Origin of the sequence: Rhizobium sp. R634, from assembly GCF_002211305.1 — a bacterium.
Classification (GTDB): Bacteria; Pseudomonadota; Alphaproteobacteria; order Rhizobiales; family Rhizobiaceae; genus Rhizobium.
Map to the genome: position 1 here is coordinate 273,233 of NZ_LOKW01000027.1, position 25,443 is coordinate 298,675.

At 62.4% G+C, this 25,443-nt stretch carries 19 protein-coding genes and 1 pseudogene; 13 read left to right on the forward strand and 7 right to left on the reverse strand.

Going from position 1 to position 25,443, the window contains the following annotated elements:
• Nucleotides 1-15: 15 nt before the first annotated feature.
• Both ATY77_RS28780 and ATY77_RS28785 read right to left on the reverse strand, forming a co-directional pair.
• Nucleotides 16-3,129: an efflux RND transporter permease subunit gene (locus ATY77_RS28780; RefSeq protein WP_088689888.1), complete on the reverse strand. Its 3,114-nt coding sequence runs from the start codon at nucleotides 3,127-3,129 to the stop codon at nucleotides 16-18.
• Nucleotides 3,129-4,247, reverse strand: a complete 1,119-nt coding sequence (locus tag ATY77_RS28785) for an efflux RND transporter periplasmic adaptor subunit (RefSeq protein ID WP_088689889.1) — start codon at nucleotides 4,245-4,247, stop codon at nucleotides 3,129-3,131. The genes ATY77_RS28780 and ATY77_RS28785 overlap by 1 nt, the downstream gene beginning before the upstream one ends.
• A gap of 98 nt (nucleotides 4,248-4,345) precedes the next feature.
• On the opposite strand from ATY77_RS28785, the gene ATY77_RS28790 reads away from it, so the two are divergent.
• The 4 genes from ATY77_RS28790 (at nucleotide 4,346) to minE (ending at nucleotide 7,114) form a co-directional block, all read left to right on the forward strand.
• Complete coding sequence (locus ATY77_RS28790) at nucleotides 4,346-4,933, forward strand: TetR/AcrR family transcriptional regulator (RefSeq protein ID WP_088689890.1); 588 nt, start codon at nucleotides 4,346-4,348, stop codon at nucleotides 4,931-4,933.
• 304 nt (nucleotides 4,934-5,237) lie between these two features.
• Nucleotides 5,238-5,960 carry a septum site-determining protein MinC gene (gene minC / locus ATY77_RS28795; protein WP_088689988.1) on the forward strand — a complete coding sequence of 241 codons (723 nt, stop codon included), beginning with the start codon at nucleotides 5,238-5,240 and terminating at the stop codon, nucleotides 5,958-5,960.
• An 81-nt stretch (nucleotides 5,961-6,041) separates the two neighbouring features.
• Complete coding sequence (gene minD, locus ATY77_RS28800) at nucleotides 6,042-6,857, forward strand: septum site-determining protein MinD (protein WP_088689891.1); 816 nt, start codon at nucleotides 6,042-6,044, stop codon at nucleotides 6,855-6,857.
• The gene (minE, locus tag ATY77_RS28805; RefSeq protein ID WP_004674690.1) at nucleotides 6,854-7,114 is read left to right on the forward strand and encodes a cell division topological specificity factor MinE; all 261 of its coding nucleotides are present in this window, start codon (nucleotides 6,854-6,856) and stop codon (nucleotides 7,112-7,114) included. The genes minD and minE overlap by 4 nt, the downstream gene beginning before the upstream one ends.
• 259 nt (nucleotides 7,115-7,373) lie before the next feature.
• On the opposite strand, the gene ATY77_RS28810 is transcribed toward minE, so the two are convergent.
• Both ATY77_RS28810 and ATY77_RS28815 read right to left on the reverse strand, forming a co-directional pair.
• Complete coding sequence (locus ATY77_RS28810) at nucleotides 7,374-8,405, reverse strand: aldo/keto reductase (protein ID WP_088689892.1); 1,032 nt, start codon at nucleotides 8,403-8,405, stop codon at nucleotides 7,374-7,376.
• 229 nt (nucleotides 8,406-8,634) lie between these two features.
• A complete protein-coding gene (locus tag ATY77_RS28815) occupies nucleotides 8,635-9,900 on the reverse strand; it encodes an FAD-dependent oxidoreductase (RefSeq protein WP_088689893.1) in 1,266 nt (421 codons plus the stop codon).
• 354 nt (nucleotides 9,901-10,254) lie between these two features.
• Here ATY77_RS28815 and ATY77_RS28820 point away from each other — a divergent pair, with 354 nt between their 5' ends.
• From ATY77_RS28820 to ATY77_RS28850, 7 genes are all read left to right on the forward strand, one after another.
• The gene (locus ATY77_RS28820; RefSeq protein ID WP_088689894.1) at nucleotides 10,255-10,929 is read left to right on the forward strand and encodes a response regulator transcription factor; all 675 of its coding nucleotides are present in this window, start codon (nucleotides 10,255-10,257) and stop codon (nucleotides 10,927-10,929) included.
• A complete protein-coding gene (locus ATY77_RS28825) occupies nucleotides 10,926-12,260 on the forward strand; it encodes an ATP-binding protein (RefSeq protein ID WP_088689895.1) in 1,335 nt (444 codons plus the stop codon). The genes ATY77_RS28820 and ATY77_RS28825 overlap by 4 nt, the downstream gene beginning before the upstream one ends.
• A 48-nt stretch (nucleotides 12,261-12,308) precedes the next feature.
• Nucleotides 12,309-13,289: a 3'-5' exonuclease gene (locus ATY77_RS28830; protein ID WP_088689896.1), complete on the forward strand. Its 981-nt coding sequence runs from the start codon at nucleotides 12,309-12,311 to the stop codon at nucleotides 13,287-13,289.
• A gap of 154 nt (nucleotides 13,290-13,443) precedes the next feature.
• Nucleotides 13,444-13,590 (forward strand): DUF1127 domain-containing protein, encoded by a 147-nt coding sequence (locus ATY77_RS28835; RefSeq protein ID WP_088392288.1) that lies wholly within the window; start codon nucleotides 13,444-13,446, stop codon nucleotides 13,588-13,590.
• A gap of 565 nt (nucleotides 13,591-14,155) precedes the next feature.
• Entirely contained in the window at nucleotides 14,156-14,992 is an 837-nt protein-coding gene (gene kduI, locus ATY77_RS28840; RefSeq protein WP_088689897.1) for a 5-dehydro-4-deoxy-D-glucuronate isomerase, read from the forward strand.
• Complete coding sequence (gene kduD / locus ATY77_RS28845; protein ID WP_280950772.1) at nucleotides 14,989-15,753, forward strand: 2-dehydro-3-deoxy-D-gluconate 5-dehydrogenase KduD; 765 nt, start codon at nucleotides 14,989-14,991, stop codon at nucleotides 15,751-15,753. The genes kduI and kduD overlap by 4 nt, the downstream gene beginning before the upstream one ends.
• A gap of 130 nt (nucleotides 15,754-15,883) precedes the next feature.
• On the forward strand, nucleotides 15,884-16,630 hold the full coding sequence (locus tag ATY77_RS28850; RefSeq protein ID WP_088689899.1) for a FadR/GntR family transcriptional regulator: 747 nt from the start codon (nucleotides 15,884-15,886) through the stop codon (nucleotides 16,628-16,630).
• On the opposite strand, the gene ATY77_RS28855 is transcribed toward ATY77_RS28850, so the two are convergent.
• Both ATY77_RS28855 and ATY77_RS28860 read right to left on the reverse strand, forming a co-directional pair.
• Entirely contained in the window at nucleotides 16,627-19,914 is a 3,288-nt protein-coding gene (locus tag ATY77_RS28855; protein WP_088689900.1) for a cellobiose phosphorylase, read from the reverse strand. The two genes, ATY77_RS28850 and ATY77_RS28855, sit on opposite strands and share 4 nt — an antisense overlap.
• Nucleotides 19,915-20,176: 262 nt before the next feature.
• On the reverse strand, nucleotides 20,177-21,085 hold the full coding sequence (locus ATY77_RS28860) for a flagellin (protein ID WP_088689901.1): 909 nt from the start codon (nucleotides 21,083-21,085) through the stop codon (nucleotides 20,177-20,179).
• Nucleotides 21,086-21,474: 389 nt separating this feature from the next.
• Between ATY77_RS28860 and ATY77_RS28865 the strand changes: the two genes are divergently transcribed.
• The gene (locus ATY77_RS28865) at nucleotides 21,475-23,496 is read left to right on the forward strand and encodes a beta-N-acetylhexosaminidase (RefSeq protein ID WP_088689902.1); all 2,022 of its coding nucleotides are present in this window, start codon (nucleotides 21,475-21,477) and stop codon (nucleotides 23,494-23,496) included.
• A 9-nt stretch (nucleotides 23,497-23,505) separates the two neighbouring features.
• On the opposite strand, the pseudogene ATY77_RS28870 reads toward ATY77_RS28865, so the two are convergent.
• Nucleotides 23,506-24,246, reverse strand: a pseudogene (locus ATY77_RS28870) (AraC family transcriptional regulator).
• Nucleotides 24,247-24,523: 277 nt separating this feature from the next.
• Here ATY77_RS28870 and ATY77_RS28875 point away from each other — a divergent pair.
• Complete coding sequence (locus tag ATY77_RS28875) at nucleotides 24,524-25,438, forward strand: DMT family transporter (RefSeq protein ID WP_088689903.1); 915 nt, start codon at nucleotides 24,524-24,526, stop codon at nucleotides 25,436-25,438.
• Nucleotides 25,439-25,443: the final 5 nt, after the last annotated feature.

Consider the following 25,443-nt stretch of genomic DNA (forward strand, 5'->3'; position numbering starts at 1 on the left):
CGCTCCCGGAGAACATCACTCGGCAGCCATTGCCGTTGGTAATAACTCCACTTCCTTCGGCGTATTTTCATGGCTTTCATCTTTCGTCGGCTTGATGCGAAACCACGTGGCGTAGAGAGCGGGAAGGAAGAGCAGGATCATCACGGTGCCGACCGCCGTGCCGCCGATCAGCGTGTAGGCCATCGACCCCCAGAACACCGAATGGGTGAGAGGAATGAAGGCAAGGACGGCGGCAAGGGCCGTCAGAATGACGGGGCGCGTCCGCTGCACCGTCGCCTCGACGACGGCGTGATAATCGTCGAGACCGGCTGCCTTGTTCTCCTTGATCTGTTCCGTCAGGATCAGCGTGTTGCGCATCAGAATTCCGGCCAATCCGATCAATCCAAGAATGGCGTTGAAGCCGAACGGCTGATTGAAGAGCAGCAGGACCGGAACCGCCCCGGCAAGACCGAGCGGCCCCGTCAGCATGACCATGGTCATCGTCGACAGGCTGCGGACCTGCAGCACGATCACGATCAGCATGGCAGCAACCATCGCCGGGAAGATTTTGACGAGGGCGGCGTTGGCCTTGAGCGACTCCTCGATGTTCCCGCCCATCTCGATACGATATCCGACAGGAAGCGAGGCGATCAGCGGCTGAAGCGCCTTCATGACCTGCTGGGATACCTCGGGGGGCTGCGTCGCCTCGTCGATATCGGAACGGATCGTGACAACGGGCGTGCGGTCGCGACGTTTCAGGATCGGCTCTTCGAACCGGATTTCGGAATGACCGATCTGATCGAGCGGAACCTGTCGGCCGTCCCGGCTCATCAATGAGAAGTCTGCCAATCGCGACGGATCAAGCCGGTTGTCGCCAGCACTGCGTGCGATGACAGGCACGTTGCGGATATTCTCGCGAACCTCCGTGACCGGAATTCCGCTCAGCAGCAGCTGCATCTGCTGGGCGGCCTCCGTCGGCGAAAGGCCGATCAGGCCCAACCGTTCCTGGTCTGGAACGAAGCGCACCACCGGTGTGCGGTTGCCCCAATCACGGTTTGCCTGACGCACATCCGGCACGCTCTTCATCATCTCAAGGGCCTTTTCGGAGAGCCGGTACAATTGGTCGGTGTCAGGCCCCATGATGCGGAATTCGACCGGAAACGGCGTATAGGGACCGAAGACGAGCTGGGTGACGCGGACATAGGCTTCCGGAGCGAGCCCATCCGAGATGGCGGCGCGCAGGCGAAGCTTCAAAGCCTCGCGTGTGTGAGCGTCCGGAGTCAACACGACGATCTTGGCGAAGGACGGGTCCGGCAGCTCGGGCGCCATCGCAAAGAAGAAGCGGGGAGCGCCCTGACCGACATAGCTCGTCACTGTCTTTGCTTCCGGCTGCTGTTGCAGCCAGTCTTCAAGCTTCCCGACCGTGGCGGCCGTCGTCTCGATACTGGTCCCTTCAGGCATGCGGACTTCAACCAAAACCTCCGGACGATCCGAAGTCGGGAAGAACTGCTGCTTTACCGATCCCATGCCCACGACAGAGATCCCCATGACGATGCCGACCACCGCACAAGTGACGAACTTGTGGCGCACGGCAAACTCGATCAGCCCTCGCAGGCGCCGGTAGTTCGGGGTGTTGTAGATGGCGTGATGGCCGCCTTCGACCGGCTTGATCGCCGGCAGCATCTTGACGCCGAGATAGGGCGTGAAGATCACCGCGACAATCCAGGAGACGATCAGGGCAAAGCCGACGACCCAGAAAATGTTGCCGGCATATTCGCCGGCGGTCGACCGGGCAAAGCCGACCGGCATCAGCCCGATGATCGTCACAAGCGTGCCCGACAGCATCGGGGCCGCGGTGTGGCTCCAGGCATAGGCGGCCGCCTTGATGCGATCCATCCCCTCTTCCATCTTCACCACCATCACCTCGATGGCGATGATGGCGTCGTCGACCAGGAGGCCGAGCGCCAGGATGAGCGCGCCAAGAGTGATTCGATCGAAGAACCGGCCGGTCTCCAGCATGATGAGGAAGACGACGGCAAGCGTGAGCGGAACGGCCAGAGCGACGACGATGCCGACACGCCAGCCGAGGCTGACGAGACTGACGAACAACACGACGCCGAGCGCCATCGCAAATTTCAGCATGAACTCGCCGACGGCTTCGTCGATGTTGACGGCCTGGTCACTGACCTTGGCGAGCGTCATGCCGAGCGGCAGGGTCTTGGCGATCGCCGCGGATCTTTCCTCCAGCGCCTTGCCAAGCTCCAGACCGTTCCAACCCTGCTGCATCACCGCGGCGAGCATGATGGCGGGCTCGCCGTCATGGCGGATGAGATAGGTGGCCGGATCTTCATAGCCGCGCCGCACTTCGGCAAAATCCGAGAGTTTCAAGGTGCGTCCGGCCGCGACGATCGGCGTGTCTGATATCGCCTGTATGCTGTCATAGGCGCCGTCGAAGCGAATGAAGACCTGCGGGCCGCGCGTATCGATCGATCCCGCCGGCGTCACGGTGTTTTGCCGCTGCAAGGCGGCCGCGATGTCCTGCGCCGAAATGCCGAGGGTGGCGAGCTTGGCATAGGAGAATTCGACGAAGATCTGTTCGGGCCGCTCTCCGAGAATGTTGATTTTCTTGACTCCAGGCACATGCAGAAGATCCTGGCGGATCACCTCGGCCTGGCGCACGAGCTCACGCATCGGCATGCCCTTGGCCTTCAGCGCGTAAAGGCCGAAGCTGACATCGGAGTATTCGTCGTTGACAAAGGGACCGAGCACGCCCCTGGGCAGGTTGCGAGCCTCGTCTCCAAGCTTCTTTCGGGCCTGATAGAATTCCTCCTCGACGGCCGTGGATGGCGTGCTGTCCTTCAGTGTCACGGTCAAAAAGGCGTATCCCGGCCGCGTTGTCGTCTCGACACGATCGTACCAAGTGAGTTCCTGGAGGCGTTTCTCCAGCGGCTCGGCGACCAGATCCTGCATCTCGCGCGCAGTCGCACCCGGCCACACAGTCGTCACGGTCAAAGTCTTGATGGTGAAGGAGGGATCCTCGGCGCGCCCGAGCTTGACGAAGGCATAGGCGCCGGCGGCGGCCAGCAGAACGATGAAGAACAGCGTAACGGCCCGCTCGCGAACGGCGAGCGCGGAAAGATTGAAGGTCATCAGTTTGCCGCCTCTGTCTGTTCTACCTTGGTGCGCACGCTGGCGCCGTCCTGCAGCAGATGGGCGCCGAGAGCGACGACCGGCTCGCCAGCATTGACGCTGGAAACCACCGCGACCTCCTCGCCCAATTGTTCTATTTTCACTTGCCGGAAGTGGACGGTCGAAGATGCCTGATCGAAGACCCAGACGCCGGTTCGGCTGCCATCGTCCAATACGGCGCCGACCGGCACCGCGGCATGCGATTGGCCACCGCTGCTGGAGATTCTGATCGTCACCGTCGCGCCCAGCGGCGCCGAAGCTGCAGCGCCATCCAGAACCCAGCGCGCCTCATAGGTGCGGGTTTGAGGATCGGCAGCGTCGGAGATCTGCCGAAGCCGCGCCTTGTCCTGCCGGCTCTCGTTTCCGTAGATGCTGGCCGCGGCTATCTCGCCGATTTGCGGCCGCAGCGACTCCGGAAGCCAGACGAGCGCTTCGCGCGGGCCGGCCTGCGCCAGACGGATCACGGTTTGTCCCGCGGTCACGACTTGACCCGGCTCTCCGAGCGTTTCGACAATGGTCCCGTCAGCATCGGCAACCAACAAAGAGTAGGTTGCGGCGTTCTCAGCGACCCTTGCCTCCGCTTCCGCCGCAGCCAGTTGAGCCGTCGCCGTATCGAGTGCAGCCTTTGCCTGTTCATAGCGCTGCGGCGAAGCCGCCGCCAATCCGCTTTTCGTCAAAGCAGCATAGCGTCTCTCGTCGGCTTGCGCTTGGGTCAACACAGCTTGTGCGGAGACGACGGTATTGTGTTTCGCAGTCAGCGCGAGACGCAGATCGGTCTCATCGATGCGCATCAAAGGCTGGCCGGCCTTGACCTGCTCGCCAACGTCCACATAACGCTGCATGACCTTGCCGGGCACACGAAAACCGAGATTGCTCTGCACCCGGGCGGCAATGGTGCCCGTAAAGGTGCGTTCGGCCGTTTCCGGCTTCTTCGCTTCCACCAGTTTGACGAACGGCGGCGCGATTCGCGGATCGGCGGCTTGCGCGCCTCCTTTCGAGGAGACTCCGAAAAGCACGAACGTCGTGGCGCCGGCAGCCGCCAGAAGGCCGAAAGAGGCGAGGAGGATTTTACGGTTCATGTCAGTAAGCCTTATTGACGGGCGCAGCCCTTTAATTAGATTGCGATCTAACTCTAATTCTGCTATAGATGTCAAATGAAATCTAATTGGAGATCGCAATGAGAGTCAGTCGCGCTCAAGCCGAGGCCAATCGTGAAACGGTGATCAATGTCGCAAGCCGGCTTTTCCGAGAGCATGGATTCGACGGCATCGGGCTCAAGGACCTGATGAAAGGGGCCGGTCTGACGCAAGGCGGCTTCTACAAGCAGTTCGCATCAAAGGATGATCTTGCGGCGCTGGCATCCGGCCGAGCGATGGAGAGCGCCATTCGCAGGTGGTCGAGGGTTGCGGCCGGAAGTGCCGATCCCTTCGCCGCGGTTGTCGGCATGTATCTTTCGACCGGGCACCAGGAAGAGAAAGGTGATGGCTGCCCCTTGGCAGCACTTGGGTCGGATGCGGCGCGCCAGAGTGAAGAGGTGCGAGCTCCGTTCCAGGATGGCATCGAGGCGCATCTTCAGGTTCTCGACGAATTGATCCCGGCATCGGACGGCAGGAACCCCTATGACAAAGCCATGGTCGTCCTGTCCCTCATGGTGGGCGCCGTAACCATCTCTCGCATCATGACCGACCAGGGCATGTCCGAGCGTCTGCTCGAAGCCGCCGCGGATGCCGTCAAACGGATCGCGGGCGAAACAGCGGAGGAATGAGATCCTGACTCTGCAACCTCATTGCCGGAAAGGATCAGCGCCTCCGGGCGCATGGGGTGAGTCGCAGAGGGGTTAACGCAGCCCTAAGAACCGCGCGATGCTGTCGACGTGATCGCCGAGCAACAGATCTTTATCCCGATCATATATGAGGATTATTCACTCTTCATATTAATTCAATCTTTTCATTCGCTTAAGTAAAATTCTCGACCGAAGGAAGTGACATTACGTTAGGGAATTTCGGGGCCGCGTTAACTTTTTGTTAACCATGTCGGCGGTAGACATGGTCAACGATTTCTTCACACAGATGACCAAAGTGCTAACAGACGCTCGCTCTATCCGCATCAAGGGCCGCTCCTTCCTGGCCGTCATGTTGTCCCCTGACCTTCCTTTCGATGATTGGCTGGCCAGACTGGACGATCTGGCCGCACGTTCGGCCGGTTTCTTCCTCGGACGGCCTGTCGTGCTCGATCTGACGGACCTGCAAATCGACAAGCCGCAGCTGAAGGAGCTCATCGCCGAGCTTGCCAAGCGCAATGTCAGCATCATGGGCATCGAGGGCGCGCGGCCATCCATTCTCGGATCCGGCATGCCGCCGGCGCTCAAAGGCGGCCGCTCCGCTTCCGACATCGAGGTTCAGACGAGCGAGCCGGCCGAGCCGGCCGGCAAACCTGCGGTCATTGAGACCCGTCCGGCAACAACGCAATCGATCGTCATCAGGGAGCCGGTGCGCTCGGGGCAATCGGTGATCTTCCCGGAGGGCGACGTCACCATCGTCGGCTCCGTCGCCTCGGGCGCCGAGGTCATCGCCGGCGGCTCCGTCCATATCTATGGCGCCCTGCGTGGCCGCGCCATGGCAGGATCCATCGGCAACGCATCCGCGCGAATCTTCTGCCGCAAGCTCGAAGCCGAGCTGGTTGCAATCGACGGCATCTACAAAATGGCGGAAGACATGGCGCCCAATCTTCGCGGACAGGCTGTTCAGCTCTGGCTCGAAGAGGATGCGATCATGGCGGAAAAACTGATTTGATTACGGCGCCGCGCGTCTTCGAGACGCGCAACGAACGCCGTCACACTTTGACTTGTCGCAGCTACGGCAAAGGAGAGAGAAATGGGGAAAGTGATCGTCGTCACGTCAGGCAAGGGCGGGGTCGGAAAGACGACCTCGACCGCCGCATTGGGAGCGGCCCTGGCGCAACGCAATGAGAAAGTCGTCGTCGTCGATTTCGACGTCGGCCTGCGCAATCTCGATCTGGTGATGGGCGCGGAGCGCCGGGTCGTCTACGACCTGATCAACGTCATCCAGGGCGACGCCAAGCTCACCCAGGCGCTGATCCGCGACAAGCGGCTGGAGACGCTGTTCCTGTTGCCGGCCTCGCAGACGCGCGACAAGGACAATCTGACGCCCGAAGGCGTCGAGCGCGTTATCAACGATCTGAAGCGTTATTTCGACTGGATCATCTGCGACAGCCCCGCCGGGATCGAGCGCGGCGCGACGCTTGCGATGCGCCATGCCGATGTCGCCGTCGTCGTCACCAATCCGGAAGTATCGTCGGTGCGCGATTCCGATCGCATCATCGGTCTGCTCGATGCCAAGACCGCGAAGGCCGAACGCGGCGAGCGGATGGAAAAGCATCTGCTGCTGACCCGCTACGACGCCAACCGGGCCGAACGCGGCGACATGCTGAAGGTTGACGACGTGCTGGAAATCCTGTCCATCCCGCTGCTCGGCATCGTACCGGAAAGCATGGATGTGCTGCGCGCCTCCAACGTCGGTGCGCCGGTCACGCTGGCCGAAAGCCGCAGCCCGGCCGCCATGGCCTATTTCGATGCCGCCCGCCGGCTCGCCGGCGAAACCCTGCCGATGGCGATCCCCGAGGAAAAGCGCAATATTTTCGGCAAGATTTTCGGACGGAGGGCGGCATGAATATTTTCCGTCTCTTCAACAAGCAGAGGACCGCGCCCGCTGCCCGTGAACGCCTGCAGGTGCTTCTTGCCCACGAGCGCGCCTCGGCGGGATCGGACCTGGTCACCTTGCTGCGCGAGGAAATCCTTGCGGTGATCGCCAAGCATGTCGAACTCGACCACGACAAGGTGCAGGTGACGATCGATCGCAACGAATATGTCTCGACGCTGGAGATCGACGTCGAAATCCCGCTGAATGCGGCCGTACAGGCCGCCTGAGGGTAACGACACGCTCTCTCGTTGCCCTGAAGATACGAAAGCCGCCACCGAACACGGCAGCTCAGTTTCATGGCAATCGTGCTCTCCCCCTGACGTCATCCTCGGCCTTGTGCCGAGGATCTGCTGCCCTATCGACCGGGGCAGATGCTCGGGACAAGCCCGAGCATGACGAAATGAGGGTTTGACCGATCTTCTCGGCAGTCCGAGCCGCCACGGAAACCATGGCGGCTTTTTGCGTCGGCCTGTCCGGTCGAAAGGCTCAGCGGCCGCCCTCGATCTTGCGATGGCGCTGGGCGATGCCGCCCTTGCCATAGGGATAATCGAGAGGCTGCGGCGCGCTGACCTCGTTCAGCCGGGCCATCTCCTCGTTGGAAAGCTCGACCTTCATGGCGCCGAGATTGTCGGCGAGCTGCTCAGGCGTGCGGGCGCCGAGAATGACCGAGGTGACGGCCGGCTGGGCCGCCGTCCAGGCGAGAGCCACCTGCGCCATGCTGACGCCGCGGGTCTTGGCGATCTCTTCGACCGCGCCGATGATCGCCCAGGTCCGTTCCTGGGCATTGCGCGGGGCATAGGATTCGCTGCCGCGATTGGGGTTCTCGCCGAGGCGGGTGGCGCCGGTCGGCATCTCGTCGCGCTTGTACTTGCCGGTCAGCCAGCCGCCGCCGAGCGGCGACCATGGCAAGAGGCCCATGCCGGCATCCTGGCAGGCTGCGACGATTTCGAGCTCGATGTCGCGCGCCAGCAGGCTGTATTGCGGCTGCAGCGTCACCGGACGCGTATAGCCGCGAGCCTTGGCGATCTCCGAAGCCTTGGCGATATGCCAGCCGACATAATTGGAGAAGCCGTAATAGCCGATCTTGCCTGACGAAACCGCATCGTCGAGAAAGCGCAGCGTCTCTTCGATCGGCGTCAGCGCGTCCCAGGCATGCATCTGGTAGAGGTCGATCTGCTCGAGGCCGAGGCGGCGCAGGGAATCTTCGAGCGCCTGGCCGAGATGCCGGCGCGACAGGCCGATATCATTGGGGCCGTTGCCCATCGGAAAACGTCCCTTGGTGGCGACGATCGCCTGGCGGGCTTCGGTCGGGCGCGCCTTCAGCCAGCGTCCGATGATCTCTTCCGACTTGCCGGCGCTATAGACATCGGCTGTATCGATGAAATTGCCGCCCCAGGCGAAATAATCGTCGAGCAGCTTGTGCGAGGCGGTCTCGTCGGCCTCCGCGCCGAAGGTCATGGTGCCCAGGCAATAGGCGGTGACGACGGTCCCGCTGGGACCGAGCTTGCGATAATCCATTTTTCCTCCTCATGCGGATGCCCGCAGCCGACGCGCAAAAACGTCGGGGTTAGAAGCCGGGGCTCCTGCAATCAATGACAGTGTCGTGCTTGAGGCGGCCGCTTGCCGCCGGGATGATGAGGTACGGCACCCTGGGCTTGGGAAGCGCGAGGGGCAAGGGCAGCATAGTCAATCCCGCCCGGGCCACAAGTGGGAAAAAATATTTCCCTGCCGTCGTGGCGGGAGACGGTCAGGGTCGCGGAAACGAGCCGACGATCAGATCGGCGGCAGCGATCCCGGTTTCGTAAGCGCCGTGCGCCGTCGAATAACGCGAGCGCGAACAGGCTTCTCCGGCAAAGAAGATCCGCCCCTCATGCGGCGCCGCGAGAACTCCGCGCAGATCGGAGGCGCCGGGCTCCGCGTAGGAATAGGAGCCGCCGATATAAGGTGCTGCGGCCCAGGCCGAGATCGCCGCCACCGATAATTCCTTGCGAATATTCGCGCCGAAATGCGCCGCCAGTTCATCAGCGGCGAAGGCGAAAGCGGCATCTCTGCCCGCCCGCTCCAGATCATGCGCGAGGTCGCCGGCAAAATAGGCCTCCACGACGGGGGCGCCGAATGCCCGGAGCTGATAGGTGCCGGTCGCGCCGCGGCTGGTCGAGCCGAGCATATGCGTATCCGCCGGCAGCGCCTCCGGATTGGCGAGCCTGAGAAACAGCTTGTCGGCAAGCCCGAGCGGCAAACGCGCCGCCGCCTCGATCTTCTTGGGCAGGGGAGGGTCAAAGGCAATCTTTTCGGCGGCAAGCACATTCGTCGAAACGGTGACGAGCACCGTTCGGGTGTTGAGTGTCCCCTTGTTCGTCTCGATGCCGACGCGGCCGGCATGGCGATGGTCGATGCGCCTGACTTCCACGCCGAGCCTTGCCGGCACCGGCTCGCCATAGCGGGAGATTGCGGTTCCATAGCCCTCGCGCACCCGCCAATCCGGTCCGGCGCCGGGGTCATATCTGGTATAGTCGACAACCGAAGACCGCTCCAGTTCGGCGCCGGTAATATAGGTGCCGATCGCCCGGATCTGGCCGTTCCGGGGATTTCCGGGTTCCAGCGCTCGGGCCATGTCGGTATCATCGCCTTCGTGGTTCTCCAACCGTTCGAAATAGGCGCTGACCGCCTCTTGCGAGGCACGAACCTCCGCATCGTCCCGCTCAAGCCGTCGACCGCCATTCCAGGGAGCGGGCGTGCGGTCGACCGTCAGCCCGACTTCGCCGGCCACTTCAGTCCAGGCATTGGTACGCGCGCCATGCAGCCAGCCGCAGCCGAGGTCGAGCCCCACATCGGCAACGCCCGGCAGCCCAACGGTCCACGCCCTGCCGCCGAGACGATCTCCCGCTTCGAGAAGGAGAATGGAAAGATCGGGACGGATTGACTGAAGGCGGCGGGCAGCGGCAATGCCAGCGGCCCCGGCGCCGACAATGACGACATCTTCGTTAGCGCCCTTGCTGGTCTCACCCGGCATGAATTCTCCTCTGGTCGCAATGTCTGTTCGGTTGCCTGAGCATGAAGCACCTGTTCCTGTTCCCTTCTGCAACGAGTACATCAGTTCACCAGAATCGAAGAAGCATGATCCAGGCGGGGCTTTGACAGACTGCTGCAATGTTGAGCCGTTTCATAGGAGGAATCAGACCGTCTAGGTGAAGGTTCCAGCCACGTTTCGATCGACTCCGACATCTTCTCTTCTGATTTCGCGCGTCTCTGCCGGCCGCTGCGGTCTATCGCTTCGGCCGCGGCTGTCGATCCATGGCCCTGATCGTGTGACGCCGCGCGTGATATGGTCGCCTTCCCTAAAGGACTGCCGCGATAGGAATGTGAGATGCGCATATTACTGATCGAGGACGAACCTCAAATGGCCGTGGCGCTTCGCGGCGCGCTGACCAGGCACGACATGGTGATGGACCATGTCTCGACCCTTTGCGACGCCGAGCTGGTGATCGGTGACGGCGCCTACGACGCCGTTCTCCTGGACCGGCAATTGCCTGACGGCGACGGGCTTGAGCTCATTCCGAAGATCCGCGGAAGGGGGTTGACGCTGCCGATCATCGTCATCACCGCCAAGGGAGAGGTGCCAGACAAGATCACCGGGCTTGAGACGGGTGCCGACGATTACCTCGCCAAGCCCTTCGTCTTCGATGAGCTTCTGGCGCGGCTGCGTGCCGTCATGCGCCGCTCCGAAACCTTGCGCCCGTCACTGATCTCTATCGGCCGGCTTTCATTCGACCCGACCTATTGCGATGTCAGCGTCTCCGGCCAGCCTCTGGACATGCCGCGCCGGGAGGCGCTGGTGCTCGCATGCCTGATGCGGCGAGCCGGCCGCATGGTGCCGCGGCCGACCTTGATGGAGGCAGTCTTCGGCTTCGACGACGAAATCCAGTCCAACGCGCTCGATTCTCACATCTCGCGCCTGCGGCGCAAGCTGGCAGCCTCGCAGGCGGGCGTGGTCATCAACGTCATCCGGGGCGTCGGTTATCTCTTGCGCGAGGCATCATGAGAAAGCGATGCGGCTATTCACTGCGTAAGCGTCTGTTCTGGCGGCTTCTCGCCTTGCAGTCGGTCGTTCTCATCCTCGTGATGATCGTGCTGTTTTTCGTCTGGCAAATATTCGATTTCAGGTCGCCGGACGGCACGGTCGAGATCCTGCGCCAGGCCGTCTTCCGTCAGCCCTCGGGAGAACTGAGCGTCAGGGAGACCGAAGATTTGCGGCAGCTCCGCAAAGACGCGCCGGATCTTTGGTTTACCATCCGCGACACCCAGGGACACACCTTGACGGAAGGCCTGATCCCTCCGGAATACGCAAGCATCGGCAACACACTCGACCATATCGGCCAAGCGAAGTTCGCCAAGGGTCTCGGCGATCACGAGCGTCCCGTTGCCCTCATGAAGTGGATCCCCACCGATTGGGGTCAGCTGCAGTTCCTGACAGGCACCGACGGCCCCACCGCCAGCACGTTTCTTCTGCGCGGTCTTTCGTTGATCCTTAAAGTCGTCATCCCCATTGTCGCCGTAATGGCATTGGGCGCGCTCATCGCCACGCCTATCGTCGTGCGCAGGTCGCTTGTCGGGGTCGACAAGGCAGCGCTCCAGGCCGATACGATCGATATCGATCAGCGCGGCGGCCGGCTCTCCGCAGACGATGTTCCCGACGAGATCGCGCCGCTGGTGCGCGCCGTCAACCGCGCGCTTGGCCGTCTCGACGAGGGTTATGAGCGGCAGGAACGGTTCCTGACCGATGCCGCCCACGAGCTTCGCACCCCGATAGCCATTCTCAATACGAGAATCGGATCCCTGCCGCACGGCCCCGTCAAGACCGATCTCCTGGAAGATGCCGCGAGGCTCGCCATACTCACCGAACAGATGCTCGATCTTCAAAGGCTGAAACAGGGCAAGTCCCCATTTATCAAGGTCGATCTCGGCCAGCTGGCGCGAAAGGTCATCATCGAAATGGCGCCGCTCGCATTTGCCGCCGGATATACGGTGCAGTTCGATGTCGATCATGCCGGGGAGATCGATGGCGACCCGCTGGCGCTGCAGCGCGCCCTGATGAATATCCTCCAGAACGCCATCAATCATGGCGGCCGGAAAGGCATCATCTCCCTGACCGCAGGCTCCAACTGGGTCGAGGTCAGCGACGAGGGGCCTGGCATTCCCGCCGATTTGCAGGAGCGCATCTTCGAGCCATTCTTCAAGCGCCACCACGACGGGCGCGGAGCCGGCCTCGGCCTCAATCTCGTTCGGGACATCATGTGCCTGCACCGCGGCGAGGTGACGATTGCCAACCGCAATCCCGGTGCGGTCTGCCGCCTGAGCTTCCCCTCTGGATAAGCCGCGCGCCCGATGGATTAAGCCGCGTCGCCGTGACATATAAATTCAATGAGCGTGCACAGAGATTCGCAACTCGACATGTTTGCCAAGGCATCGCCCGTGACGGCCAAGGCGCACCGTCCGTCGCGCCGGCAGCCACCGCAGGCTGCCGTCCGTTCCGATGAAGACATGGCGCGGGTACTGGAGGAGAGCGGCAACTACCGCATCCTCAGGAAGCTCTCGCCGCGGCCGATTGCGGCAACCAGGCGGCCAGGATTTTCGCGGCTCGGCGTCATTCTCGATACGGAGACGACAGGTCTCAGCCACCGCAGCGACGAGATCATCGAAATCGGCGCGGTCGCCTTCACGTTCGACGAAGACGGCGTGGTCGGCGACGTCGTCGGCGTCTATGGCGGCCTGCAGCAGCCGTCCCGGCCGATCCCGGCCGAGATCACCCGGCTGACCGGGATCACCGATGCCATGGTCGAAGGGCAGGCGATCGACATCCGCGCGCTGAGAGAACTGATCGAGCCGGCGGATCTGATCATTGCCCACAATGCCGGCTTCGACCGGCCGTTCTGCGAGACCTTCTCGAACATCTTCGCCGGCAAGGCCTGGGCATGCTCGGTTTCGGAGATCGATTGGAGCGCTCGCGGTTTCGAGGGCACCAAGCTCGGCTATCTCGTTGGCCAGGCCGGTTATTTCCACGAAGGCCATCGCGCCGTGGACGACTGCCACGCGCTGCTCGAAATACTCGACCGAGCGCAGGGCGACGGAGAGAGGGCCTTCGCGGAGCTTTACCGCGCCAGCCAGCGCTCCCGTATCCGCATCTTTGCGGAACACAGCCCCTTCGAGATGAAGGATCATCTGAAGGCGCGAGGCTACCGCTGGTCGGACGGCAGCGACGGTCGTCTGAAATCCTGGTGGATCGAAATCGGCGAAGAGGATCTCCCTGAAGAGCTTTCCTACCTGCGCTCGGAAATCTACCGCTGGGCCGAGGCGGATCCGCCGATCCTCAGACTGACGGCTTTCGACCGCTTCAGACTCTGAGCCTCCGCAACAATCCATGCATTCCCTGCATAGGTGCAGTGATGCATTGGCGCTGCAACAATCGAGGGTCTTATACTATATGAAGCTCATCGAAGCGAACGAAGCGCCAAGGACTGGCAGCTAAGCTTCGAAAGCCCACGGAAAGGGGATCATCATGAACGTAGCACGCTCTTTCAACAACTGGCGCAAGTACCGTCAGACGGTCGCTGAACTGGGCCGTATGTCCACGCGCGAACTGGACGACCTCGGCATCGGCCGCGGCGACATCCGCAACATCGCCCGTGCAGCCATCGCCCGCTAACGGCCGCTTAGACCAAGCATCTTCGAAACTTGCCAGCGCCTGCTTCCTCCCGAGCGGGCGCTTTGCTTTTGTGCCGCCGCCCGACGGCACTCTGCCGCGATCAAGCCTCCCGCCTTTCGCATAGCGCATAGCTGCCCTGCAAAGAAATGCCTATCAACTGAGCAGGAAATAAGTATGATTATTTCCATCGAAGCGATGCACCTCCTCCCGCATCCCTTCGGACATGCAGGCGCCCCATCCTCCTCCCAGGGTCGCTTGCGGGAACGACGGCACTCCTCCTCCCAGCTGTCGTTCGGTTTTATCGAAAGCCTGCCGCACCTCCTCCCGCGGCAGGCTTTTTTCGTTCTGGCCGCCACCGCCAGCGACTTCCCTTGTCCCATTTCGAGATTTTCTTCCCCTGCTGTGACCGGCCCGGCATCTCATCAGGCAACCACCCGGACAAAGCGGTTGACACCCAACTTGTCGTACAACTATGTAACTAGCCGGATACCACGGCACGGAAGACGGCGGGCAAATCCCGGCTTCCGCCAATGCCAGACGACAACGAAGCTGAAGGAAAATGGACATGCAGATCGACGTGAGGCACGCCTCCCACCCCGAGGCCGTGCGCAATTTCGACACGGAGACGCTGCGGCGTCACTTTCTGGTGGAAACCATCTTCGAAGGCGGCGAGATCCGGCTCACCTATTCCCATTACGACCGCATGGTCATCGGCGGCGCCACGCCGCTCGCTTCCGGGCTGACGTTGACGGCGCCGACGGCGATCGGGCAGGAAACCTTCCTTGCCGAACGTGAACTCGGCGCGCTGAACATCGGCGGCGCCGGCCGCATCGTCGTCGACGGCACGAGCTACGATCTCGCCAAGTATGATTGCCTCTATGTCGGCAAGGGTGCACGCGACATCCGCTTCGAAAGCGTCGATGCCGCCGATCCGGCAAAATTCTACCTCGTCTCGACGCCAGCCCATGCCACGCATCCGACCGTGCTGCTCACGCGCGACAAGGCGAGGCATCTCAGCCCCGGCGACCCGGCGACCTCCAACAAGCGGTCGATCTACCAGTATGTCCATCCGGAGATCTGCCAGTCCTGCCAGCTGACCATGGGCCTGACGATGCTCGAGACCGGCAGTGTCTGGAATACCATGCCCGCGCACACGCACGACCGGCGCATGGAAGCCTATCTCTATTTCGATCTCGAAGCCGACCAGCGCGTCTTCCATTTCATGGGCGAGCCGCAGCAGACCCGCCATATGGTCGTGGCCAGCGAGCAGGCGGTCATTTCGCCGCCCTGGTCGATCCACTCCGGCGCCGGCACCCGGAACTACAGCTTCATCTGGGCGATGGCCGGCGACAACAAGAGCTTCACCGACATGGACCACATCGCCGTTGCAGATCTGAGGTGAGCGCTGTGGCAAGCCCCTTCGACCTTTCCGGCAGGACCGCCGTCGTCACCGGCGCCAATACCGGTATCGGCCAGGCCATTGCGGGCGCACTGGCCGAAGCCGGCGCCTCCATCGTCGCCGTCGGGCGTTCCTCGATGGACGAAACCGAAGCCCTGGTGAAGCAGGCGGGCAGCCGCTTCCATGTCGTCAAGGCCGACCTCTCCACCATCGAACCGGTCAAGGGGATCGTCGACGAGACGATCCGCACCTTCGGCGGGCTCGACATTCTCGTCAACAATGCCGGCATCATTCGCCGCGCCGATGCGCTCGACTTCACCGAAGAAGACTGGGACGCGGTGATCGACGTCAACCTGAAGACCGCCTTCTTCCTGTCGCAGGCGGCCGGCCGCCACATGGTCGAGAAGGGCAGGGGCAAGATCATCAACATCGCCTCGCTGCTCTCCTTTCAGGGCGGCATCCGCATTCCATCCTATACCGCTTCGAAAAGCGGGCTTGCGGGACTGACCAAGCTGCTTGCCTGCGAGTGGGCGGCCAAGGGCGTCAACGTCAATGCCATCGCTCCGGGCTATTTCGTCACCAACAACACGACGGCGCTGCGCGAAGATCCTGACCGCAATGCCGCGATCCTCGCCCGCATTCCGGCCGGGCGCTGGGGAACGCCGGCCGAACTCGGCGGTGCCGCCGTCTTCCTGGCATCGCCGGCATCCGATTACGTGCACGGGACCGTGCTGCCCGTCGACGGCGGCTGGCTCGCACGCTGACCGCCTCAGCGAATGGCGAGCCACGGCGCTTCCGTCGTGGCTCGCATCGTTTTGCCTTTCCTGCCGCCATGCGCTAGCAACAGCAGCGCGGCCGGCGCAGCTGTATCGACACGCAGGACTTGGACAAGGGATGACGGACAGGGACAAAACGGTCTTCGATGCCACTCGCCAGCCGCCGAACCTGCGCAGCAGCCTGGCGGATACGCTGACGGCGCAGATCGAGTCCGGCGATCTGAAACCCGGCCAGCGCCTGCCGACCGAACAGGCGATCATGGCGGCGACCGGCGTCAGCCGGACAATCGTGCGCGAGGCGCTCGCCACGCTGCGCGCCAAGGGGCTGATCACCACGCATCAAGGCCTCGGGGCTTTCGTCTCCGACGATCCCAAGCCGCGATCCTTCTCGATCATTCCCAACGACCTGCAGTCGATCGACGAGGTCCTGCGCGTGCTGGAGCTGCGCATGGGGGTAGAATATGAAGCCGCCGGCCTTGCCGCTTTGCGGCGCACGCAGGAAGATATAGATCGCATGCAGGATCGCCTCGACGCCCTCGACAGGGCGCTGGAAGAAGGCGGATATGGCGCGCAAGAGGACTATGCCTTCCACCGGTCCATTCTGGTCGCGACGCAGAATTCCTATTACGGCCGTCTCTTCGATACGTTCGGCAACATCATGGTGCCGCGGCAGTGGGCGCGCTTGGACAAGATGACGGCCGCCGAGCGCAAGCGCCATGCGGCGCGCATGCGCAGAGAACACCACGCCATCTTCGCGGCGATCCGCGACGGCAACGAATCCGCCGCACGCCGCGCCATCCGGACCCACCTGTCGAAAAGCACAGCGCGCTTCGAAGAGCTGCGCGATGCCAGCACCTCGTCTTAGTCTTCGGTTCGAGACTTCATCAGCCGCCGCCAGGCGGCGTGATCGGTTTGCAGAGCGACGGAGGCATGAGCGGCGGGCAGAAGCGGCTTGCGTCTGCGCCGGCCGAAGCGCCGTTTGAAGCCGAGGATGTTTTCGACGAAGCTCCTTGTGTAGAGGCCCGGACCGCTCGAATAGATGCGCCAGCCGCCATCGACGGCGATCTTGCCCGCCTTGACGCGCGCCCATTCGGCCGCCGCCTGATAGCGGTCATGGAAGGCCGCGTCGCTGCTGCTGAAATAGGCGTTGCGTTGGCGCAGCGAAGCATGCGGCAGCGCCGATGTGACGGCGATCGGATTGACGACGGCGATTGCCTTCCAGAGTTCGTCCGCCTCGGCTTCCAGCGCGAGCGTTTCGCAATAGCGCAGATGGGCATGCACATACATCAGCCCGATCTCGCGGCCGAAGAAGGAGGAGGATTCCGCCCGGCGAAACAGCGTCTCAGGCCCGCCGGCATAGGTCGCGGGCTTCTCCATCAGCCGCACGCCATCGGGATAGAGTAGATGCTCCTCGATCAGCTTCATATGATCGCGCCGTTGAACCGGCGTGAACAACCCGCCGAGCATCGCCTGTGTCATCGAGATCAGCGAGTAGGAGAGGCCGGTGCGCCGGTCGCTTGGATGCAGAAGCAATTCGACGCCGTCATGTTCGGGATCGAAGATACCATAGCCGGCAACGACGCCGTCGCGGATGAGATGGCGATTGAAATCCCGGCGCATCGCCGTCGCGATCTTCCTGAGCGCCTTGGCCTTTTCGCCGGACCCATGACGGAGCAGGATGGCGGAATAGCGCACGACCTGCTCATAAAGCAGAGCAACCGTCCAGCTGCTGACCATCCAGTCGCGCAGATGCGGGTCGGCCGGCTGCAGGGAATCGTTCCAGTCTCCTTCGCCGTAGCGGATCAGATGCGTTCCCGGAATGAAAGCTTCGCGGACGGTATCGAGCAGTTTCTCGACATGGATCGCGATGGTGTCGATCTCCGCCGCTTTCTGCATGGTCTTTTCGTCGCGCCAGGTGACCTTCTCGTCGAGGATAGCGAGATCGCCGGTCGCTTCGATATAATCGCAGAGCGCCTTCAGCGGCCAGACGACGATATCACCGTGGCTGTCGCCCGCCCGAATGTTGGAATAGGGCTCCAGCATGAACCATTGCGACCAATCGCCTTTTTCCAGGTACTGTTCGCTGAAGACGGTCTTCACCACCTCCTTGGCTTCGCAGTCATGTTCATAGGCAAGCAGGAATTCGATAGGCCCCTGGCAGGCGTCGCGCGTGCCCCAGGCCGCTCCCGTATATTGCTCGAGGCCGTGCGGCACGCTCAGATGCACGATGGCGTCATGGGCGAGCCAGGGCAGCAGGGTCGTTTGCGCGGCGAGGTCGGGCGATGTGCCGCCGATCGTCAGGCCACGCACGGTCTTCCGCCAGAATTTCGATGCCGGCGCAAGCATGGCTTGGTCGGCGATGCCGGCCTCATACCGCTGCGCAAGGCGCTCGGCTTCTTCAGCATCGGTCATCGAACCGACGACGGCGAAGGACAGCGCCTGCGTTGGCCGGGAGCGCAACGCGACGAAGGCGCCGTTGCGGGCGACACTATCGCTGTAGAGCAGCTCATCGCCGCCGATCTCCTCGATGGCATCGGGCGTCGAACTCACCAGCCAATAGGCGGCGTCGGGATACCGTTCGCCCCAGAGCCAGCCCGGATCAGGCAGGAAGCGAATGCGTTTGCCCGGCGCATCGAAGTCGATCCGCCCGCCCGCATCATATTCGCGCTCGCCGAGGACGACATGGCTGAACACGAGGAAGCGGCAAGGCTTGCCTTCGACGGAAACGGTCCATTGCACGGCCGCATCCTCGCCGGAAACGACCGCCGCGACAGTGATCGTGCGGTCGGCGCAGCGATAGATCCAGCGGCAATCGCTGAGCCCCATCTCGAAAGCCGAAGGCACGGCCAGGAGCTGCCAACCCGCGCCGACATCCGTCATGATGCGCAGCCCGCTGGCGCGCGTCAGATTGTAGGGATCGCGGGAGACCGAAAAGAGCTTGTGGAAGGAGGTATTGCCGATCGTCAGCTGCGCGGCGAAGATGCCCTGCATCCAGCACGTGGCGGCAAGCGTGCTATCGTCGAGCAGCATGTTCTGGCCGCTGCGGACGATCGCGCCGTGGCGGCGCGCCACCAGGCGCTCCTTTTCGCTGAGGACGACGTGGCGGTTTAGGACGCCGTCCGGCACGAAAAACGAAAGAAGCTTTCCGCCGGCGCGTTCTTCCAGGCTCCGCTCCGGATAGAGCCGCTCAATCGCCTTTTTATCGAGCGGCTCGGCCGTCAGCAGGACGGCATCCTGCAGTAGGCTACGGACCGGTTCGGCTTCTGCAATATCAGCTGCAGCACCTTCCGTCGCCGCGAACCCATCAAGGAGCGAAAGATCGGCATCGCTCGATGCTTCGGGATGATCGGCGGTAAACAGGACGAAGAAAGTCGCGCTTGTGCCGCTTGCCGGCACCGGGAAGGATTTCGATTGGATGGCCGGACATGCCGTCTCTTGCTGCCGCCGTTCGCTCGGCAGGCTGGTGCCGAAGGGGCCGACCAGCATGTCGCCGCGGCGCTCTTTCGCCTGCACCAGCTGGATCGCATCGGTGGCATAGGCGGCCGCGCCCTCAAGGCAGCCCTGCACGATCCAGGGATTGCGTGCACCCGACTGCTTGAGGTTTTGCCGGTTCATCAGGACGGGGCCGAATGTCTCGTGCTCGGCGATATGGTGATCGACATATTGCGAGGCATAGGCTTCGCTGTTCATCAGGAAGCCGCGATCGCCGAGGCCAAGGTCCTGAACCAGCACCAGATCCACCGGAATGTTTCCACGCTTCAGATGCCGCAGCGAGACGCGCCAGAACCAGGCGGTTTCGGATGGATGAAGCTCGAGGCGGACCTTGTAGCCAATATCGCCTGTTTTGCCGCTCCAGGAAAAACTCGTCGCATCGGACCCGAAGCTGCCGGCGGCGCGAGGGCCGACGATCTCGACGACATCGGGCACGGGACCGCCGATGCGCAGATACAGGCGGCCGATGCCGCCGATGAGCGGCGATCCCTGGATCTGGTTGATCTGCACTGATCCCTTGTCGTCGGCATATTCGATGGCAAACAGCGTGCCGTTCGGCAGTGCCGATATCGACAGGCCGGAACCGTTGCCGATCGTGAAGAGGCCAAGCTCTTCGCGTCGGGGCATCTGCAAACTGCGCGTAAAGTCGGGGGACATCGGGATCTCATCGATTGGCATCAGAGGGGAATCGAAGGATGACGCAAAAAGATTGAGAGAAATCTTACCGACAATCGGAAGAGGGGCAACCGGTCTTGGAACGCCCGGGCAGTCATATTGGCTTGTGGAGAAAAATGCCGGCGGCGGCATTTTCGCCGACAATGCGACCGAGCCTGACCGGGAGGGCCAGGCTCGGTGCTCGATCTGCGAATGTGGTCCGGGCGTACTAAGCGCCCGGCTCCCTTTGCCTCGACCAGTCCGATTAGCCGCGGAAGAGCGACAGGATGTTCTGGGACGACGAATTCGCGATCGACAGAGACTGGATCGCAAGCTGCTGCTGGGTTTGCAGCGCGGAAAGCCTGCTCGACTCTTCCTCCATGTCGGCATCGACCAGCCGCCCGACGCCCGAGTCGATCGAATCCGACAGCGCGCTGACGAAATCTTCCTGCAGTTCGATGCGCGTCGAGATCGAACCCAGCTGCGCACCGGCAGAGGTCATCGCCGACAGCGCCGATTCGACAGTCGTCAGCGCCGACTGGATCTGGCCGAGCGTGAAGTCGGTGATGTCCATCGAATAGACCGAGCCGGTCGCGCCCGAGGAGGTACCGAGGATACCCGAGGAGGTTTCGATCGACCCGCCGCTCATGCCGAACAGAACGTTGCCCATGGAGCTGGTATCCAGAGCATAATCGGTCATTTTAACGGAAACGGCGCCGGAGCCGTCGCGAACGAAGGACGATACGACGCTCTTCGTGCTGCTCTCGCCGGCGACCCAGTTTTCACCGGAGAAGGATGCCGACTGGGCGATGCTCATCAGCTGTTCCTGCAACTGGCTGATTTCTTCCTGGACCTTGGACTTGTCGACACCGTCTTCCGTTGCGGCCACCAGCTTGGCCTTGATCTCGTCGACGACGTCGATCGCACTTTCCATTGCCGTGTAAGCCGTATCGACCTTTGCCGCGCCGAGGCCTAGGGCGTCGGACACAGCAGAAAGGGCCTTGTTGTCGGACCGCATGGTGGTTGCGATCGACCAGTAGGCGGCGTTGTCGGATGCGGTGTCGACGCGATAACCGGTGGAAACGCTATTCTGCGTCGATTCGAGATTGGAGTTGATGCTGCGCAGCGTCTGAAGGGCTGCCATCGCCGAATTGTTCGTATTGATGCTCGTCATTGGAAATTCGCCTGTTTCGGAAGTTGGATGTGTTGCATCCCGGGACACATCCGGGCCGTGGCGAGCAGCCTCATGCTTATCGACCCGCGTTCGGGCAGGTCAATTCGCCATCGTTGAGCAAATTATGGTACTTAAAGGTACCTTAATCGTTAACGTGACGGCGTCGGGACGCAATTTTGTGCGAAAATCGGATGCTCGGTGTCGGGGCTGTTCCGGTTGCCGCCTCAAGGCGAAAGTTATGGAAGCAGGCCGTCGCAAATTCGCGATCGGCGGTTGACGCCCCGGCGGGAAACTGACTATCAATATTAAATCAATTTGATTGACATCAAATTCAGCTCCCGCACTCGCGCGGAATGTTCAAGCCTGATTTTCACGAGGAACCAGTGACCATGTCCATACCGCGCCCGAAAGCCCTGCGGCTCGAAACCCTCTGGAACCCGCCGGCCGACGGCAAGGAATTTTCCTATGTCCTGCGCCTCAGGAATCTCGGCACCGAGCCGCTTTCGGATTTTTCTCTCTGCGTGAGCGGCCCGGGCCGCGTCGATCCGGCCGGGCGCGTCGAAGGCGCCACCGTCTCGCAGCGGTTGTCGAATTTCACCGAATTCAAACCGCCGGCCAATTTCGTTCTCGGCGCGGGCGAGACATGGACGATATCGGTCTATGCGCTGAGCTGGCAATTCCGCCACTGGACCGACGGCGCGACGAGCGGCTATCTCGCGCTTTCCGACGGCAGCACCATTGTGCTTTCGATCGAGCCGACGCGGTCCTCCGTCAGCAACGCGCCGCTGAAGCGCGGCGCCGAGATCTATCCCGTTCCCGCCAATGCGCCCGTCCAGGTGTCGATCATTCCGTGGCCGAACCGCGTGGCGGTCAGCTCGCGCCGGCCGCTGCCCGCCGGTTTCGCGCCGCAGGCGCAGAGCGCCGAGGGGGAGGCGGCCGCCCGGAGCTTCGCAGCGCTGGTGGACCATCTCTTCGCGGTGGAAGGCATCGTGCGCAGTGAAGCGGAAGGCGCGGTTCCGGTTGCCCTCAGGGATGCCGCCGGCATGGGAGCGGAGGCTTATCGGCTGAGCTTCGACGGCGAAATGATCGCCGTCGAGGCAAGCAGCCGGACCGGTTTTCTCTATGGCCTCGTGACACTCGGCCAGATCTGGCGCGGCGCCAAGCTGCATCCTGGCGTCTTCCAGTTTCCGGCATCCGGCGAGATCGTCGACGAGCCGTCGATGGGCTGGCGCGGCCTGCATCTCGATGTCGCCCGCCAGTTCTATGGCGCGGCCGAGGTCAAGAAGCTGATTGCGGTTCTGGCCTGGAACAAGCTCAACCGTTTCCACTGGCACCTGTCCGACGACGAAGCCTGGCGCGTGGAAATCGATGCCTATCCCGCTCTGACCGAGGTCGGCGCCTGGCGCGGCCACGGCCTTGCCGTGCCGCCGCTGCTGGGGTCAAGCCCGGCCCGGACGGGCGGCTATTACACCAAGGCCGCCATCCGCGATATCGTCGCCTATGCAAAGGGCCTTGGCGTGGAAATCGTGCCGGAGATCGACATGCCAGGCCATTGCTACGCCATGCAGCAGGCGATACCGGAGCTGCGCGATCCCGATGAAACCGGCAGCTACCACTCGGTTCAGGGCTTTCCCGACAATTGCATCAACCCGGCGCGGGAGAAGACTTACGAGATCGTCGAGACGATCCTTACCGAGCTTATCGACCTCTTTCCGTTCAAGACGATCCACCTCGGCGCCGACGAAGTTCCCCTCGGCGCCTGGTCCGGCTCGCCGGAAGCGCTTGCGCGTCTGCGCGCCGTCGCCGGCAACGAGGTTGCCGATGCCCACGCCAAACGGCTGAACGTCGTCACCAATACCCACGGCGCCGACGATATTCATGGATCGGGTGCGGCCATCCTGCAGGCGGAGTTCCTGGAGCGGGTGCAGCGCTTCCTGGCGAGCAAGGGCTGCATCACCGGGGGCTGGGAAGAAGCCGCCCATGGCGATGTCATCGACAAGTCGAAGAGCTATCTCTGCAGCTGGCGCAATGTCGAAGTCTCGGCGGAACTCGCCGAACGCGGCTACCAGATGGTCGTCTGCCCCGGGCAGGTCTATTATCTCGACATGGCGCTGAGACCCGACTGGGACGAGCCCGGCGCCAGCTGGGCAGGAACGTCAGACGCGGAAAAGCTCTACAATTTCGATCCGGTCGGCGGCTGGACGGCAGCGCAGAAACAGAGACTTCTCGGCATCCAGGCCTGCATCTGGTCGGAACCGATGACCGATCGCGCCGTGTTCGACCGTCTCGTCTTCCCGCGTATTTCCGCGCTGGCCGAAACGGGCTGGACGAAGCCGTCCGCCAAGTCTTGGGAGCGCTTCAGAGCCTTGGCGGGATTGATGCCGCTACTTTACGGGCTGCAGGAGTCTTGAAGGCGGCCTTTACTGTCGCTGCCGGTAGGCAGAGGGCGTGACGCCTGTGCCCAGCTTGAAGGCCCGCGTCATGTGGCTCTGACTGCTGAAGCCGCAGGCCGAAGCGATCTGCGCGATTGGCTCCATGCCTGATAGCATCATTTTGGCGCGCTCGACACGACGGTGCGCCACCCAGCCATGCGGCTAGATACCGAAGCTCGCCCGGAACATCCGCTGGAAATGAAAGGCGCTGAGCTGCCCGATATCAGCCAGATCCTGCAGGCGGATCGTCTCGCCAAGGTGGGCCTCGATATAGTCCAGGGTTCGGCGCCGCACATGTGACGCGAGTCCACCGCTGATCGCGCAGGCACGCATGCCTCCATAACGCGGATCGACGAAGAGGTCGCTGATCGCCTGCGTCATCGCTTCTTCGGCCAGCAGATGCCCGCCCGCCAATATCGCTTCCGTCATCTGCCGAAGCCTCAGCGCCAAGGCGGGGGCATCGTCGAAGGTTACTTCCGGAAGAGCCATGAGCCGCGCATCGCGGTCAAACGTCTCGGCAAACATCCGGCGCATCTGATCGTCGGGAACATACAGGTGGACGAATTCGAAGAAGTCGGTGATTTCCCATTCGGACGAATGCCCCTGCGGCATGATGCACAGCACGCCCGGACGGCCGCGCGCGTCGGGGCCGCCATCCAGCCGCCGCGTTCCGGCGCCGCCGCTCAGATAAAGACTGAACGTATGACCGTTCGGCCGCTGATAGCTCATCCTGTCATGCGCATTGCTCCAGATGGCAGCCGATCGCCCGAAACCCAGATCGATCGACTGTGACATCCGCGCAGTGGGAGAGGCGGACAAAAACCTGAAAACCGAGAGGCGGCTATCTTTCACCAATTCTTTCCCACAGCTGGCCACGCGCTCAGAATAATACGGGGCGACCGCTGAGATGGCGAGGGGGAAGTCCGGGCAGATCGATTTCATAGCAAGAATCTGCAAGAGACCCGCTCACGGTTTGCCTATTGGTGGAAAAAACGAGGATTACTCCATGGCAAACGCCGTTCTTTTCATCGCGACCGTCCTCATATGGGGGACGACCTGGATTGCCATTGCGATGCAGGTCGGTCCGGTGCCGGTCCTGGTCTCGGTCTTTTACAGATTTGCGCTCGCGGCCGTGATCCTCATCGCCGTCCTTGCTGTCATGCGGCGGCTCAAGCTCCCTGCCTTACGCGATCAACCTTTCATCCTTGCGCAGGCGCTCTGCCTGTTCAGCCTCAATTTCATCTGTTTCTACAACGCCGCCGCCTCGATTCCATCGGGGCTGATCTCCGTGATCTTCTCGCTGGCGACGATCTACAATGCCGTCAATGCGCGCCTCTTCTTCGGCGACCGCATTACGGGCCGCACGCTGTTCGCCGCAGCACTCGGCGCAACCGGCCTTCTCCTGCTGTTCGCAGAGGAGGTTGCCGTCGATTTCGATATGGGCACGTTGAAAGGGATCGGGCTCGCAGCGCTCGGCACGCTGTTCTTCTCGCTCGGCAATATGGCATCGCGCCGCAACAGCGCGGCCGGCATCTCACCGCTGACCGCCAATGCCTGGGGCATGGCTTATGGCACGATCATCCTTCTCGTCCTGATTGCCGTGACGCAAACCCCGATCGTGGCACCATCAGGCATCACCTATCTTGCCGCGCTGCTCTATCTCTCAGCAATCGGATCGGTGATCGGTTTCACCACCTACCTGATGCTGGTGTCGCGCATCGGCTCCTCACGCGCGGCCTATGCCACCGTGCTGTTCCCGATTGTCGCCCTGTCGCTGTCGACGGTCTTCGAGGGCTACCATTGGACCGGCCTGGGCCTGATCGGCCTGACGCTGACGCTGCTTGGGAACGTGATCATCTTTGCGCGCCCTCTCGCGCGGCGGTCGCCGCAACCAGATGCGAACCTGCCGGCACGCGGCTGAAGGAC